Annotated in this window: 13 protein-coding genes; 6 read left to right on the forward strand and 7 right to left on the reverse strand. The window is 72.0% G+C overall.

The genetic code is table 11. From position 1 onward, the window contains the following. Position 1: 1 nt before the first annotated feature. From OO68_RS24040 to OO68_RS24065, 6 genes are all read right to left on the reverse strand, one after another. On the reverse strand, positions 2–991 hold the full coding sequence (locus tag OO68_RS24040) for a zinc-dependent alcohol dehydrogenase family protein (protein ID WP_033310823.1): 990 nt from the start codon (positions 989–991) through the stop codon (positions 2–4). Then, complete coding sequence (locus tag OO68_RS24045; RefSeq protein WP_033310824.1) at positions 988–1,839, reverse strand: carbohydrate ABC transporter permease; 852 nt, start codon at positions 1,837–1,839, stop codon at positions 988–990. The genes OO68_RS24040 and OO68_RS24045 overlap by 4 nt, the downstream gene beginning before the upstream one ends. After that, the gene (locus OO68_RS24050; protein WP_033310825.1) at positions 1,836–2,777 is read right to left on the reverse strand and encodes a carbohydrate ABC transporter permease; all 942 of its coding nucleotides are present in this window, start codon (positions 2,775–2,777) and stop codon (positions 1,836–1,838) included. Before OO68_RS24050 ends, OO68_RS24045 begins: the two co-directional genes overlap by 4 nt. After that, positions 2,774–4,147 carry an ABC transporter substrate-binding protein gene (locus tag OO68_RS24055; protein ID WP_033310826.1) on the reverse strand — a complete coding sequence of 458 codons (1,374 nt, stop codon included), beginning with the start codon at positions 4,145–4,147 and terminating at the stop codon, positions 2,774–2,776. The genes OO68_RS24050 and OO68_RS24055 overlap by 4 nt, the downstream gene beginning before the upstream one ends. Positions 4,148–4,227: 80 nt before the next feature. After that, positions 4,228–4,995 carry a DeoR/GlpR family DNA-binding transcription regulator gene (locus OO68_RS24060; protein WP_033311023.1) on the reverse strand — a complete coding sequence of 256 codons (768 nt, stop codon included), beginning with the start codon at positions 4,993–4,995 and terminating at the stop codon, positions 4,228–4,230. 311 nt (positions 4,996–5,306) lie between these two features. Beyond that, positions 5,307–6,131: an NAD-dependent epimerase/dehydratase family protein gene (locus OO68_RS24065; protein ID WP_033310828.1), complete on the reverse strand. Its 825-nt coding sequence runs from the start codon at positions 6,129–6,131 to the stop codon at positions 5,307–5,309. 238 nt (positions 6,132–6,369) lie between these two features. Between OO68_RS24065 and OO68_RS24070 the strand changes: the two genes are divergently transcribed. Both OO68_RS24070 and OO68_RS24075 read left to right on the forward strand, forming a co-directional pair. Continuing rightward, positions 6,370–7,311 (forward strand): 5-dehydro-4-deoxyglucarate dehydratase, encoded by a 942-nt coding sequence (locus tag OO68_RS24070; protein WP_033310829.1) that lies wholly within the window; start codon positions 6,370–6,372, stop codon positions 7,309–7,311. Further along, positions 7,308–8,471 (forward strand): hypothetical protein, encoded by a 1,164-nt coding sequence (locus OO68_RS24075; RefSeq protein WP_033310831.1) that lies wholly within the window; start codon positions 7,308–7,310, stop codon positions 8,469–8,471. Before OO68_RS24070 ends, OO68_RS24075 begins: the two co-directional genes overlap by 4 nt. Before the next feature lie 16 nt (positions 8,472–8,487). Here the strand turns inward: OO68_RS24075 and OO68_RS24080 are convergent, their stop codons facing one another. Further along, positions 8,488–9,732, reverse strand: a complete 1,245-nt coding sequence (locus OO68_RS24080; RefSeq protein ID WP_051814786.1) for an MFS transporter — start codon at positions 9,730–9,732, stop codon at positions 8,488–8,490. 138 nt (positions 9,733–9,870) lie between these two features. Here OO68_RS24080 and OO68_RS24085 point away from each other — a divergent pair, with 138 nt between their 5' ends. From OO68_RS24085 to araD, 4 genes are all read left to right on the forward strand, one after another. Further along, a complete protein-coding gene (locus tag OO68_RS24085) occupies positions 9,871–10,470 on the forward strand; it encodes a TIGR03086 family metal-binding protein (RefSeq protein WP_033310833.1) in 600 nt (199 codons plus the stop codon). A gap of 149 nt (positions 10,471–10,619) precedes the next feature. Next, a complete protein-coding gene (locus OO68_RS24090) occupies positions 10,620–11,279 on the forward strand; it encodes a GntR family transcriptional regulator (protein WP_033310835.1) in 660 nt (219 codons plus the stop codon). Then, complete coding sequence (locus OO68_RS24095) at positions 11,276–12,187, forward strand: dihydrodipicolinate synthase family protein (protein ID WP_033310837.1); 912 nt, start codon at positions 11,276–11,278, stop codon at positions 12,185–12,187. The genes OO68_RS24090 and OO68_RS24095 overlap by 4 nt, the downstream gene beginning before the upstream one ends. Next, positions 12,184–13,914, forward strand: a complete 1,731-nt coding sequence (gene araD / locus OO68_RS24100; protein ID WP_033310839.1) for an L-arabinonate dehydratase — start codon at positions 12,184–12,186, stop codon at positions 13,912–13,914. The genes OO68_RS24095 and araD overlap by 4 nt, the downstream gene beginning before the upstream one ends. The last annotated feature ends 146 nt before the right edge of the window (positions 13,915–14,060 follow it).

The raw sequence follows: 14,060 nt of genomic DNA on the forward strand, positions 1-14,060 counted from the left end.
CCTACGGCACGACGACGATCTTGCGGCCGACGCCCGCCGCGAACTGCTCCAGCGCCTGGGGGTACCTCTCCAGCGGGATGCGGTCGCTGATGAAGACGTCCGGGTCGAGGACGCCGTTCGCGAACAGCTCCGCTGCCCGCTCGAAGCTGTGCAGCACCGCCATCGAGCCCGTGATGGTGATCTCCTGGTTGTAGATGCGGTACGGGTCGATCGTCACGCGCGTCGCGTAGTCGGCCACGCCGAACTGCAGGAACGTGCCCGCTTTCGCCACTCGGTCCAGGCCGTCCTGGATCGCCGCCGCGTTGCCCGTGGCGTCCACGACCAGGTCCCAGCCCTGGGGGCGGCCCAGTTCGTCCGGGTTCGCCGCAGCCGCCGAGACGCCGAGGCGGCGGGCCGTCTCCAGGCGGACCGGGTTCACGTCGACGACGTCCACGCTCGCGGCGCCCGTGCGCTTGGCCAGCTCCAGCATCATCAGGCCCATGGTGCCGGAGCCGTAGATCAGCACGTGCGCGCCGAGGCGGGACCGGAGCACGTCGTAGCCGCGCACCGCGCAGGAGAGGGGCTCGACGAGCGCCGCGTCCTCGGTGCGGACGTGGCCGGGGAGCTTCACGCAGTTCGCCACCGGGGCGACGGCGTACTGTGCCGCGCCTCCGGCCGTGGTCACGCCGATCGCCGCCCAGCGTTCGCAGAGGTTGTTGTGGCCGGTACGGCAGTAGCGGCACTCGTAGCAGTAGAGGGACGGGTCGACGGCGACCCGGTCGCCCACCGCCACTTCCGTGACCCGGGTGCCGACTCCGACCACCTCGCCCGCGAACTCGTGCCCGGGCACGATCGGCAGCTTCGGGGCGAACTCGCCCTGGAGGATGTGGAGATCGGTGCCGCACAGGCCGCAGGCCGCGACCTCGACCACGACCTCGCGCGGGCCGGGCGTCGGGTCGGGGACCTCGGCGACGACGGCCTTGCCCACGGACTCGATGACGGCGGCCTTCATTTCACGGCTCCCAACGACAGGCCCTGGACCAGCTTGTCCTGGGCGGCGAACCCCGCGGCGAGCACCGGCAGGGAGATCACGAGCGACGCGGCGCACACCTTCGCCAGGAACAGGCCCTGGCTGGTGATGAAGCCGGTCAGGAAGACGGGGGCGGTCTCGGCGACCACACCCGTGAGCACCCGGGCGAACAGCAGCTCGTTCCAGCTGAAGATGAAGCAGATCAGCGCCGTGGCGGCGATACCGGGGAGTGCGATGGGGGCGACCACGCGCGCGAGGACCGTGGGCAGCCGTGCTCCGTCCACCCGGGCCGCCTCGATCACCGCGACCGGGATCTCGGCGAGGAAGGACTGCATCATCCACACCGCGATCGGCAGGTTCATGGAGGTGTAGAGGATGACCAGCAGCCAGATGTTGTCGAGCATCCCGGCGTTGTTGGCGAAGAGGTAGATCGGCAGCAGGCCCGCCACGACCGGCAGCATCTTCGTGGAGAGGAAGAAGAACAGGACGTCCGTCCACTTGCGGACGCGGTTGATGGAGAGCGCGTAGGCCGCCGGGAAGGCCAGCAGGAGGACGAGGAGGGTCGACGCCACGGAGGCGACCGTGGAGTTGATCAGGGCCGGCCAGGGGCTCGCGCCGCCGCCCGCGCCGAAGAACTCGCGGTAGCCGTCCAGGGTCAGGGCGGCCGCGAAGGACGGCGGGTTGGTCGCCGCGTCCGTCTCCGAGTGGAAGGACGTCAGCGCCATCCATGCGATGGGCAGGAAGAACGCGATGCCGAGCAGCCAGGCCAGCAGGCCGAGGCCCGCCCCCTTGCCACGGGCACGGCGGGCACGCAGTGCGGTCGTGCTCATGCGCGGGACACCTCCTCGCGGAACAGGGACGACACCACGCGCAGGGCGAAGGTCGCGATGACGATCGAGCCGATGACCACCAGGACACCCGCGGCCGAGGCGAGGCCGTTCTCGTGGGCCTGGTAGAAGCTCTGGTAGACGGTGTAGGGGAGGTTGGCGGTGCCGAGGCCGCCGGAGGTGATCGTGAAGACCGCGTCGAAGTTCTGGACGATGTAGATCGAGCCCAGCAGGGCGCCCAGTTCGAGGTAGCGGCGCAGGTGCGGGAGCGTCAGGTGGACGAAGATCTGCCAGTCGCTCGCGCCGTCGACCCGGGCCGCCTCGATCTGCTCGTGGTCGCGGCTCTGCAGGCCGGCGAGCAGGATCAGCATCATGAACGGCGTCCACTGCCAGACGAGGGACGCCTCGACGGCGAGCAGCGGGGTGCTGGAGATCCAGTCGGGCTGTGGCCCGCCCACATAGTGCAACAACCCGTTGAGCAGGCCGTATTCAGGGTTGTAGAGCACATGCTTCCAGAGCAGGGCCGCCGCGACCGGCACCACCAGGAACGGTGCGATCAGCAGCGTCCGTACGATGCCCCGGCCACGGAACCGCCGGTCCAGCAGCAGGGCGAGGACCAGTCCCAGCACCAGGCTGGCCAGCACCACGGCCACCGTCAGCAGCACGGTCGTCCACACCGAGTGGCGCAGGTCCGGGTCGGTGAGGACCTCCTGGTAGTTGTCCAGGCCGGTGAAGTGCCGGGCGTCCGGGTAGAGGCTGTTCCAGTCGAAGAAGGAGATCACCAGCGTGGCCACGAAGGGCAGCTGGGTGACGACGATCATGAAGATCAGGGCGGGCAGCAGCGGGGCCCGGGTGGCCCAGGCGCGCAGCCGGGCGGAGGGGCGGCGGGCCGGGGTGCCCGTCCGGGGTGCGGCCACGGGGGCCGTGGTCGTGGCGGTCATCGTCCCTCGTACTCCTCGGAGATCTTCTCGGCGAGCGCCTGGGCCTTCTTCAGGGCCGACTCGACGGACTGGCGTCCGGCGATGGCCGCGCTGATCTCCTGGGAGACCTTGGTGCCGAGGTCGGTGAACTCGGGGATGCCGACGAACTGGATGCCGGGCGCGGGCCGCGGCTGTACGCCGGGGTCGTTCGGCCGGGCCTTCTCGATGGCCTCCTTGGTCATCTCCTGGAAGGCGGCGGCCTCTTTGCGGTAGTCGGGGTTGGCGTACGTGGAGGCCCGCTTGCCGGCCGGGACGTTCGACCAGCCGACCTCGTCGCCGACCAGTTCCTCGTAGCCCTTGCCGGACGCCCAGGAGACGAACTTCCAGGCGTCGTCCGGGTTGCGGGAGGCCTTCTGGATGCCCCAGGCCCAGGTGTAGAGCCAGCCGGAGGACTCGGTCTTCTCGACCGGGGCGGGGGCGTAGCCGACCTTGCCCTTGACCGGGGAGTCGGCCCCCTCCAGGGAACCGGCCGCGGAGGTGGCGTCGTACCACATGGCGACCTTGCCCTGGGTCATGTTGTTCAGGCACTCCGCGAAGCCGGACTGCGCGGCGCCGGACTCGCCGTGCTCGCGCACCAGATCGACATAGAACTTCGTCGCCTTTTCGAAGGCGGGGGAGTCGAGCCGCGCCTTCCAGTCCTGGTCGAACCAGGTGCCGCCGAAGGTGTTCACGACCGTCGTCAGCGGTGCCATCACCTCACCCCAGCCGGGCAGGCCGCGCAGGCAGATGCCCTTCATGCCGGGCTCGGCGCCGTCCGCCTTCGCGGCGAGGTCCGCCACCTGCTGCCAGGTGGGGTGCGCGGGCATCGTCAGGCGCTTCTTCTCGAACACGTCCTTGCGGTACATGAGGAAGGACGACTCGCCGTAGAAGGGCTGGCCGTAGAGCTTGCCGTCGTCCGCGGTGAGGGACTGGCGCATCGGCTTCAGGACGTCCTGCTCGTCGTAGGAGGGGTCCTTCGCGACATAGCCGTTCATCTCGCGCAGCCAGCCGTTGCGGGCGTAGATCGGTATCTCGTAGTTGGACAGCGTGGCGACGTCGTACTGGCCCGCCTGGTTGGCGAAGTCCTGGCTGATCTTGTCGCGGACGTCGTTCTCGGGCAGGACGGTGAAGTTGACCTTGATGCCCGTCTCCTCGGTGAAGTGGGCGCGGGTCAGCTTCTGCAGCTCGACCATCTGCGGGTTGTTGACCATCAGGACGTTGATGGCGTCGCCGCCGGATCCGGCCCCGCCCGCGCCGACCCAGCAGCCGGAGAGCAGCGGGGCGAGCAGCGTCCCTGCGGCGGCCAGGGCGAGCGGGGCTCGCGGTGGCCGTCGTCGGCTCTGGGTTCGCATGGATCGCTCCTGGATGTATGGGGAGATAAGGGGCATCGCAGGGCGTGCGGGCGCCCTGGGGGAGGTCGACGGACGGGCGATCAGACGCGGATGACCTGCGGTCCGAGCAGCGAGTAGCGGTGGGCCTCGGCGGCCGGCAGCAGGGTGCTCGTCACGATCGTCTCCAGCGTGCCGACCTCGGCGAACCGGCAGAAGCTGACCGCTCCGAACTTGGTGTGCACGCCCGCGAAGACCACGCGCCGGGCGGCCCGGATCGCCTGTGTCTTGACCTCGCTGACGGCCGGATCGGGGGTGGTGAGGCCGTGTTCGCGGGAGATGCCGTTGGCGCCGATGAACGCCAGGTCGACGACGAAGCCGGACAGCATCTTCGTCGTCCAGTGGTCGACGGTGGCGAGGGTGCCGCGCCGCACCCGGCCGCCGAGCAGCAGCACCGAGACGTGCTCGGCCTCGGCGAGGGCGCCCGCGACCGGCAGGGACGCGGTGACCACGGTCAGCGGCCGGTCCCTCGGGAGTGCCTCGGCGATGAGCTGCGGGGTGTAGCCCTCGTCGACGAAGACGGTCTCGGCGTCTCCGAGCAGTTCGGCCGCGGCGGCCGCGACCCGGCGTTTCTCGGGGACGTGGCTGGTGGCCCGGAAGGCGAGCGTCGTCTCGAAGCCGGCGCTCTCCACGGGGTAGGCGCCGCCGTGGGTGCGGCGGAGCAGGCCGTGGTCCTCCAGGACGCGCAGGTCCCTTCGTACGGTTTCCTTGGCGACGCCCAGTTCGGTGGCGAGGGCGGTGACGTCGACCGAACCGGCGCGCCGTGCGGCCAGCACGATCTCGCGCTGGCGTTCTTCCGCGGTCCTGTTCACGGCCGTCACCCGCCTTCCTGCCGTGCTGCCCGTTCGGGCCCTCGGTCGGGCCTTGGGGGAAGTTCTACAGGGGGTGTTCCGCGGTGGCCAGGTCTGTTGCGGGCGGGATCCTGCCCGTGTGTGCCCGTTCGGTCTTGCGGGTGTGCGCAGCGCCAAGGGGCGGCCGTGGCCGTCTGCGGGTGCGTTGTGGCTGGTCGCGCAGTTCCCCGCGCCCCCTGGTGGCGCTGCCCGACTGCTTCCGGACAGTGCCCGAATGCCCGAGCGGGCGGGCCCGTTTGCTGCCCGCCCGCCCTGGTTCGGCCTCCGTCCGGTCAGTAAGGCCAGACCGGCGGGTCCGTCACGAACTGGCCGCCCAGGTAGGCGTGGGCCTCGTTGCCGTCCTGAAGTTCGCCCTGCTCTGCGATGAGCTTCTCGGCGTACGGCTCGGAGTCGTCCTGCGGCTCGTAGCCGAGCGCCCGGGCGCTGGTGAGGTCCCACCACAGCCGGGTGTTGGCGGAGGAGCCGTGAACGACGGTGTGGCCGACGTGCTCGGCGGTCAGGGCCGCATGGAAGAGGCGGGCGCCGTCGGCGGGGCTCATCCATACCGAGAGCATGCGCACGCTGGTCGGCTCGGGGAAGCAGGAGCCGATGCGCACCGAGACCGTCTCCAGGCCGTGCCTGTCCCAGTAGAGCTGCGCGAGGTCCTCGCCGAAGCACTTGGACAGACCGTAGAAGGTGTCCGGGCGGCGCGGGGTGTCGACGGGGATGAGCACGCTTGGATCAAGAGGGGCGTCGCCCCGGGGGCGCGGGGTGTAGCCGACGGCGTGGTTGGAGGAGGCGAAGACGATCCTGCCGACTCCTTCTTCGCGGGCGGCCTCGTAGAGGTGGTAGGTGCCCTCAATGTTGGCCTTGAGGATCTTCTCGAAGGGCGCTTCCAGGGAGATGCCCGCGAGGTGGAGGATCGCGTCGACGCCCCGGACGGCCTCGCGCACGGCGTCCCGGTCGGCCAGGTCGGCGGTGATCGCGTCGGGCTCGCCCTCGACCGGGCGCAGGTCCAGCAGGCGCAGGTCGTAGCCGTAGGCCGGGAGCAGGTCCCGCATCAGGGTGCCGAGGCCGCCGGCGGCGCCGGTGAGCAGGACGGTGCGGGGAGCGGGCATCCTCGGGTCTCCTTGATCGCCAGCCGTGCTGATCGCCAAGCGTGCACATGAGCGCACGGCATTCATATGCGTGGACACGCTAAGGAGCTGGGGCGGGGCCCGTCAAGTATGTCGCGGAGGGGGTGAATCCGCAGGTGCGTCACGGGTGTGCGCGCTTGACCGGCGGCGAGGCGGCGCCTTAGCGTGGAGTTGTTCAGAAATATAGACGTCAATCATGAATATGGAACCGGGAGAGCTTGTGACGCCAGCCCCTCTCGCCACACGACTCGACATCCCCAGCGGGCCGCTGTTCTTCCCGGTCACCGCCTACGGGCCCGACGGCTCCGTGGACCTCGACACCTACCGCACGCACGTCCGGCGCGGGGTGGAGGCCGGAGCCGCCGCCGTGTTCGCCTGCTGCGGCACCGGCGAGTTCCACGCGCTCACGCCCGAGGAGTTCGAAGCCTGCGTCCGGGTCGCCGTCGAGGCCGCCGACGGGCGCGTGCCGGTCGTCGCCGGCGCCGGGTACGGCACGGCGCTCGCCGTGCGCTACGCCCGCCTCGCCGAGGCCGCCGGGGCGGACGGGCTGCTCGCCATGCCGCCCTACCTGGTCGTCGCCGGGCAGGAAGGGCTGCTGCGGCACTACCGCGAAGTCGCCGCGGCGACCGCCCTGCCGGTCATCGTCTACCAGCGCGACAACGCCGTGTTCACCCCGCAGACGGTCGTCGCCCTGGTCCGCACGGACGGGATCATCGGCCTGAAGGACGGGCTCGGCGACCTCGACCTCATGCAGCGCGTCGTCAGCGCCGTCCGCACCGAGGCCCCGGGGGACTTCCTCTACTTCAACGGCCTGCCGACCGCCGAGCAGACGCAGCTCGCCTACCGCGCCCTCGGGGTCACGCTCTACTCGTCCGCCGTGTTCTGCTTCGCACCGGAGATCGCCCTCGCCTTCCACCAGGCCCTCAGGACCGGCGACGATGCCACCGTGGCGAAGCTGCTGGACGGCTTCTACCGCCCCTTCGTCGAACTGCGCGACCGGGGCCGCGGCTACGCGGTCGCCCTGGTCAAAGCCGGCGTACGGCTGCGCGGCCTCGACGTCGGGGAGGTCCGGCCCCCACTGCACGAGCCGAGCGAGGATCATGTGAAGCAGCTCGCCGAACTGATCGAGCGGGGCCACGCGTTGCTGGAGGAGGCCAAGTGAAGGCGTCGGCATTCGTCTACCCCTGGGACGTCAACGGGGACCCGGAGGCGCCCGCGCGGATCGCCGCACTCGGCGTGGAACAGGTGACCCTGGCCGCCGCTTACCACTCCACGCGCGCCCTCACGCCCCGCCACCCGCGCCACCGCATCGTCACGGCCGAGCACGCCGCCGTGCTGTACCCGGCGGACGACCGCTGGAACGGGCGGGAGCTGCGCCCCTACGCGGCCGGCGCCTGGGCCCCCGAGGACGCCTTCGGCGAGGCGGCGGCCGCGCTCACCGAGGCCGGTCTCGACGTGCACACCTGGGTCGTCCTCGCCCACAACTCCCGCCTGGGCGCCGAGCACCCGGACACCTCGGTCGTCAACGCCTACGGCGACCGCTACCCCTGGGCGCCCTGCATCGCACAGCCCGCCACGCGTGCCTACCTGACCGATCTGGCCGCCGAGGCCGCCGTCCGGCCCGGGGCGCGCGGCACCGAGCTGGAGTCCCTCGGCTGGTACGGGCTGCAACATCTGCACGCCCACGACAAGACCGGCGGCGTCGGCCTCGGGGACGCCGGGCAGTACCTGATGGCGCTGTGCTTCTGCCCGTCCTGCCGGGAGGGCTACGGCCGGCACGGCCTGGACGCCGACCGGCTGGCGGCCGCCGTACGGACCGCGCTGGAACCGGTGTGGCAGGGAGCGCCCTCCGACGGAGCCTGGGCGGGCATCGAGAAGCTCCTGGGCGAGACTCTCGCGAACACCACGCGCGCGTACCGCGACGAAACCGCCCGCACACTCCAGGAACAGGCCGTCGCGGCGGTCCGGGCGGCGGCTACCGACGGTTTCCAGGTGCTGCTGCACGCGGACCCCGTGTCGTACCACGTCGGCGCCAACCCCGGGGTCGACCCGGCGCACATCCTGTCCGTCGCGGACGGCGTGGTCGTCCCCTGCGCGGGCGGCACCGGCACCCTCACGCCGTTCGCGCGGCAGGAGCGCGAGGGCGCCGTCATCGCCGCCAACTTCACCGTCGTCTCGGGCATGGGCGGCAGCCCCGGCACCCTCGCCGCCGATGCCGCCGAGGCACGGCGGCTGGGCGCCACCGAACTGCGGCTGTACCACGCCGGGCTGGCGTCCGACGACGACCTGGACACGGTCCGCTCCGCCCTCGCCGGGCGTTGAGGCGGCGGGTTGGTCATCAATGGTGTGGGACGGCTCCGGCCGCGCCCGGGGGAGCGCACAGCGCTCCGGCCGCGGCCGGGGGAGCGCACAGCGCCGCAGCCGTCACCAGCAGGGCCGCGCCCAGGGCCACCAGCACCGGCCGGTGGCCCACCGGCTCGACCAGGGCCGCCCCGGCGGCCAGCCCGGCCACGTTCGGCGCGTACACCAGCGTGTGGGCGGTGGCCGTGACCCGGCCCAGCAGCGCACCGGGCGTCTCGCGCTGCACGGAGGTCAGTGCGGCGATCAGCACGGCGGGCAGCCCCGCGCCGATCGCCGCGCTGCACACCAGCGCCACCGGGTCGGACGGCACCGCCCGCAGGGCCACCGCGAGCGCCAGCAGGGCGATGCCGTACGCCCCGAAGCGCCGCGCCCCCAGCCGGCGCAGGGCGGCGCCGGACAGCAGCCCGGCCGCGACCGACCCGGCGCCTTGCACGGCGTACAGGACACCGGCGTACGCGGGGGAGTGCCCGAGGCCGTCGACGACGGCGTAGACCAGCGCGCCGTTCAGGCCGGCGCACAGCATGGTGGCGCCGCCCGCCAGGACCAGCGGGCGCAGCACCGGGTGCGCCCACAGGTGGCGGACACCCTCGCCTGTCCCCCGCCGGTGGCCGTCCCGGGGCCGTGCGGGCTTGTCCTCCCGCCCGCGCAGCGCCGCGTACAGGCCTGCGGCCAGCACGAACGTCGCCGCGTCGAGGAGGGCGACACCCGCGCCGCCGTACGCCGCGTACAGGCCCGCGCCCGCCAGCGGGGCCAGGAGTTTCATGCTTTCGGTGGCGGTCATGCGCAGGCCGTTGAAGTCGCCGAGCAGGGACCGGTCGACGGCGGTCGCGACCAGCGCCGACTCGGCCGCGTCGTGGACGACGCCCGCCGCCCCGTACACGAACAGCACCCCGTACAGCAGCCAGAGGTCGCCCGGGGCGTCGACGCCCACCAGGGTGAGCAGGAGGGCCCCGAGCAGCATGTTCACGCCGATCAGCAGCGGCTTGCGGCGGCCCCGGTCGGCGAGGGTGCCCAGCATCGGCCCGGCCAGGGTCGGCAGCCACATGGCCAGCATGCACAGCGCGGCGAGGCCGTCCGAGCCGGTGAGGTCCTTCACCCATACGCCGGACGCCAGCCACAGGGCCGAGGTGCCGAAGCCGGAGACCACCACGCCGGACAGGCAGAGGCCTGCGTCGCGATCGCGCAGGACGCGCACGAGCGGCCAGGTCGTCTTGGTCGTCATGCCTGGTCATCGTGGGGCTAAGGACTGGGGGAGCGGATCGGGCAGGTTCCCTAGAAGTGGCCTCCTGGGGCGGGCCGGCGATGAGTTCCGCGGCCGGCGTCGGTCTACCCCGCAGGACCACACTGCTGAGGAGCCCGCATGACCGACACGACCGGTACGACCCTCGACCTCGGACCCCAGGCGGAGGTGCTGGCGCGGCTGGTCGCCGGCGTCACCGACGAGCACCTGTCCGGCCCGACCCCCTGCCCCGAGTACGAGGTGCGCCACCTGCTCGGCCACCTCGCCGGGCTGGCCGTCGCCTTCCGTGACGCCGGCCGCAAGGACCTGGGCGTCACCACCGACACCAGCCCTCAGTCCGCGCTCCCCGACCTCGCGCCCGGCTGGCGCGAGGAACTGCCCAAGGTCCTCGCCGAACTGGCCGAGGCCTGGCGCGACCCGGCCGCGTGGACCGGCATGACCCGGGCCGGAGGCGTGGACCTGCCCGGCGAGGTCACGGGGCTCGTCGCCACCGACGAACTGGTCGTCCACGGCTGGGACCTCGCCCGCGCCACCGGTCAGCGCTACGACCCCGACCCGGCCGCGCTCCGGGTGTGCCACGACTTCCTCGCGGCGTCCGTCGACGACCCCGGCCGCGGCGCCATCTTCGGGCCCGTCGTCCCCGTCGGGCCGGAGGCATCCCTGCTGGCCCGGGCCGTGGGGCTCAGCGGGCGGGACCCGGAGTGGGCGCCCCAGCCGTAGAAAGCGATTGCTGTTTCTTCGCCGAAAGCATTGACGAAGCCCATGCGCCCTCCTACCGTCGTCGCGTCGTACTTCGTACGTCATATATGAGACGCGATACGCGAGATCCGATACGCGATCCACCGAGACGCGAGATCCGAGAGGCGCGCATGACCTCTGTGCCCACGCCGATCCCCTCCCGCACGCAGTACGTGCTGGAGGGGATCAAACACCGCATCCTCACCGGGCAGCTGACGCCGGGACAGGCGCTGGTCGAGACCGAACTCGCCGCGCAGTTCGGCGTGTCGAAGACCCCGGTGCGCGAGGCGCTCAAGACCCTCGCCGGGACCGGGCTGGTCGTGATGAGCCAGTACAAGGGCGTCACCGTGCGCCTGGTGGACGCGGACATGGCGCGCGAGGTCTACGACGTGCGGCTGCTGCTGGAGCCGGAGGCGCTGCGGCGCGCCGTGCAGCGCGGCGCCTCCTTGGACGTCGCCCGCGAGGCGCTGACCCGGGCCGACGCCGCCACCGACACCGCCGAACGCTCCCTCGCCAACCGGGAGTTCCACCGCGCCCTGTACCTGCCGTGCGGCAACCCGCTGCTCGGCCGGATGCTCGACGAGGTCCGCGACCAGGCCGCCCTGGTCTCCGCCGTCGCCTGGGCCGCCTCGCCCTCCTGGGAGCGCGAGGCCGGAGAGCACCGGGAGATTTTGCGGCTCGCGCTCGACGGTGACGCCGACGGCGCGGCGCGTGCCCTGCACGCCCACATCGCGTCCTTCGTGCAGCGTGCTTTCCCCCAGGCAGCACTGGAACAGGAAGGTCAGGAATGAGCAGCGTGGCGTTCGAGACCCAGCGGGCGGCCCTGGCCGACGTGGTGGCGATCCCGGTGACCCCGTTCGCCGAGGACGGCTCCGTCGCCGAGGACACCCACCGGGCCCTGCTGCGCCGCCTGCTCGACGGCGGCATCACGACCCTCACCCCGAACGGCAACACCGGCGAGTTCTACGCCCTGACCCCCGAAGAGCGCCGGCTCGTCACGGAGCTGACGATCGACGAAGCCGACGAGCGGGCCGTCGTCCTGGTCGGCGTCGGACACGACATCCCCACCGCCGTCGCCTCCGCCCGGCACGCCCGGGAGCTCGGTGCCCAGATGGTGATGGTCCACCAGCCGGTCCACCCGTACGTCTCACAGGCCGGCTGGGTCGACTACCACCGTGCCGTCGCCGAGGCCGTGCCCGAGCTGGGCGTCGTGCCCTACATCCGCAACGCGCAGCTCACCGGCGCCCGCCTCGCCGAACTCGCCGACACCTGCCCCAACGTCATCGGCGTGAAGTACGCAGTCCCCGACGCGGCCAGGTTCGCCGCGTTCGCCCGTGACGCGGGGCTCGAGCGGTTCGTGTGGGTGGCGGGGCTCGCCGAGCCGTACGCCCCCTCCTACTTCTCCGCCGGTGCCACCGGCTTCACCTCGGGGCTGGTGAACGTCGCCCCGGCCGTCTCGCTGAACATGATCGAGGCGCTGCGCTCCGGCGACTACCGGGCCGCCATGAAGGTCTGGGAGCAGATCCGCCGCTTCGAGGAGCTGCGCGCGGCCAACGGCTCCGCCGACAACGTCACCGTCGTCAAGGAGGCCCTCGCCTCCCTCGGGCTGTGCCGCCGCGAGGTCCGCCCGCCGAGCAGGCCGCTGCCGGAGAACGGGCGGGCCGAGGTCGCCGCGATCGCCGCGGGGTGGTCGATATGACCGGCAGGCTGCGCCCCGAAGAGCTCAGGAGCCACCAGTGGTACGGCGTCGAGGGGCAGTTGCGCACCTGGTCGCACAACGCCCGGATGCGCCAGCTCGGTTACGAGGCGGAGGAGTACCAGGGCCGCCCGGTGATCGCCGTCCTGAACACCTGGTCCGACATCAACCCCTGCCACGTCCACCTGCGCGAGCGGGCCGAGGCGGTCAAGCGGGGCGTGTGGCAGGCGGGCGGCTTCCCGCTGGAGTTCCCGGTCGCCACGCTCTCCGAGACGTACCAGAAGCCGACCCCGATGCTCTACCGCAACCTCCTCTCCATGGAGACGGAGGAGCTGCTGCGGTCGTACCCCGTCGACGCGGCGGTGCTGCTCGGCGGCTGCGACAAGTCGACGCCCGCGCTGCTCATGGGCGCGGCCTCGGCCGACGTACCCTCCCTCTTCGTGCCCGCAGGGCCGATGCTGCCGGGCCACTGGCGCGCCGAGACCCTCGGGTCCGGCACCGACATGTGGAAGTACTGGGACGAGCACCGCGCGGGGAACCTGACCGACTGCGAACTGCGGGAGCTGCAAGGCGGGCTGGCCCGGTCGCCCGGTCACTGCATGACCATGGGGACGGCGTCGACCATGACCGCGGCGGCGGAGGCCCTCGGCATGACGCTGCCGGGCGCCTCCTCGATCCCGGCCGTCGACTCCGGGCACGAGCGGATGGCCGCCGCCTCCGGGCGCCGTGCCGTGGAGCTCGCCTGGACCGCGCTTCTGCCGTCCCGGATCCTCACCCGTGAGGCCTTCGAGGACGCCGTCACCACGGTCCTCGGGCTCGGCGGCTCCACCAATGCCGTCATCCACCTCATCGCGATGGCGGGGCGCTGCCAGGTCGACCTCACCCTCGACGACTTCGACCGCATCGCCCGCACGGTGCCGGTGCTCGCCAACGTCCGGCCCGGCGGACAGACGTACCTCATGGAGGACTTCCACTTCGCCGGCGGTCTGCCCGCCTTCCTCTCGCGGATCACCGACCTGCTGCACCTGGACCGGCCCACCGTCAACGGAACCCTGGGGGAGCAGATCGAGGGCGCCGTCGTCCACGACGACGACGTCATCCGCACCCGCGAGAACCCGGTCGCCGCCGAGGGCGGGGTCGCCGTACTGCGCGGCAACCTCTGCCCCGACGGCGCGGTCATCAAGCACATCGCCGCCGAACCGCACCTGCTCAAGCACACCGGCCCGGCGGTGGTCTTCGACGACTACAAGACCATGCAGCGCACGATCAACGACCCCGGGCTGGACATCACCGCCGACAGCGTGCTGGTACTGCGCAACGCGGGGCCCAAGGGCGGACCGGGCATGCCCGAGTACGGCATGCTGCCGATCCCCGACCGCCTGCTGAAGGAGGGCGTACGGGACATGGTCCGGATCTCCGACGCCCGGATGAGCGGCACGAGCTACGGCGCGTGCGCCCTGCACATCGCGCCCGAGTCGTACATCGGCGGACCGCTCGCCCTCGTGCGGACCGGCGACAGCATCACCCTCGACGTCGATGCCCGCAGCCTCCACCTCCACGTCGACGACGCGGAACTGGAGCGGCGCAGGGCGGAGTGGACACCGCCGCCCACCCGCTACGAGCGCGGCTACGGCGCGCTCTACAACGAACAGATCACGCAGGCCGACACCGGCTGCGACTTCGAGTTCCTGGCAAGGCCCGGCAAGGCCCCAGATCCCTACGCCGGTTGACCGGTCCCACCTAGGGGCGCGGGGAACTGCGCGACAAGCCCCATCGGACCCGCACCCGCCGCACAACAGCAAGAGGCGCCCCGGTACCGCGAACCGGGGCCGGCTTCCGCATATCGAGAAAGCGCTTCCCGCACCTCGCGAGCAAC

The organism is Streptomyces iakyrus (assembly GCF_000717055.1).
Classification (GTDB): domain Bacteria; phylum Actinomycetota; class Actinomycetes; order Streptomycetales; family Streptomycetaceae; genus Streptomyces; species Streptomyces iakyrus.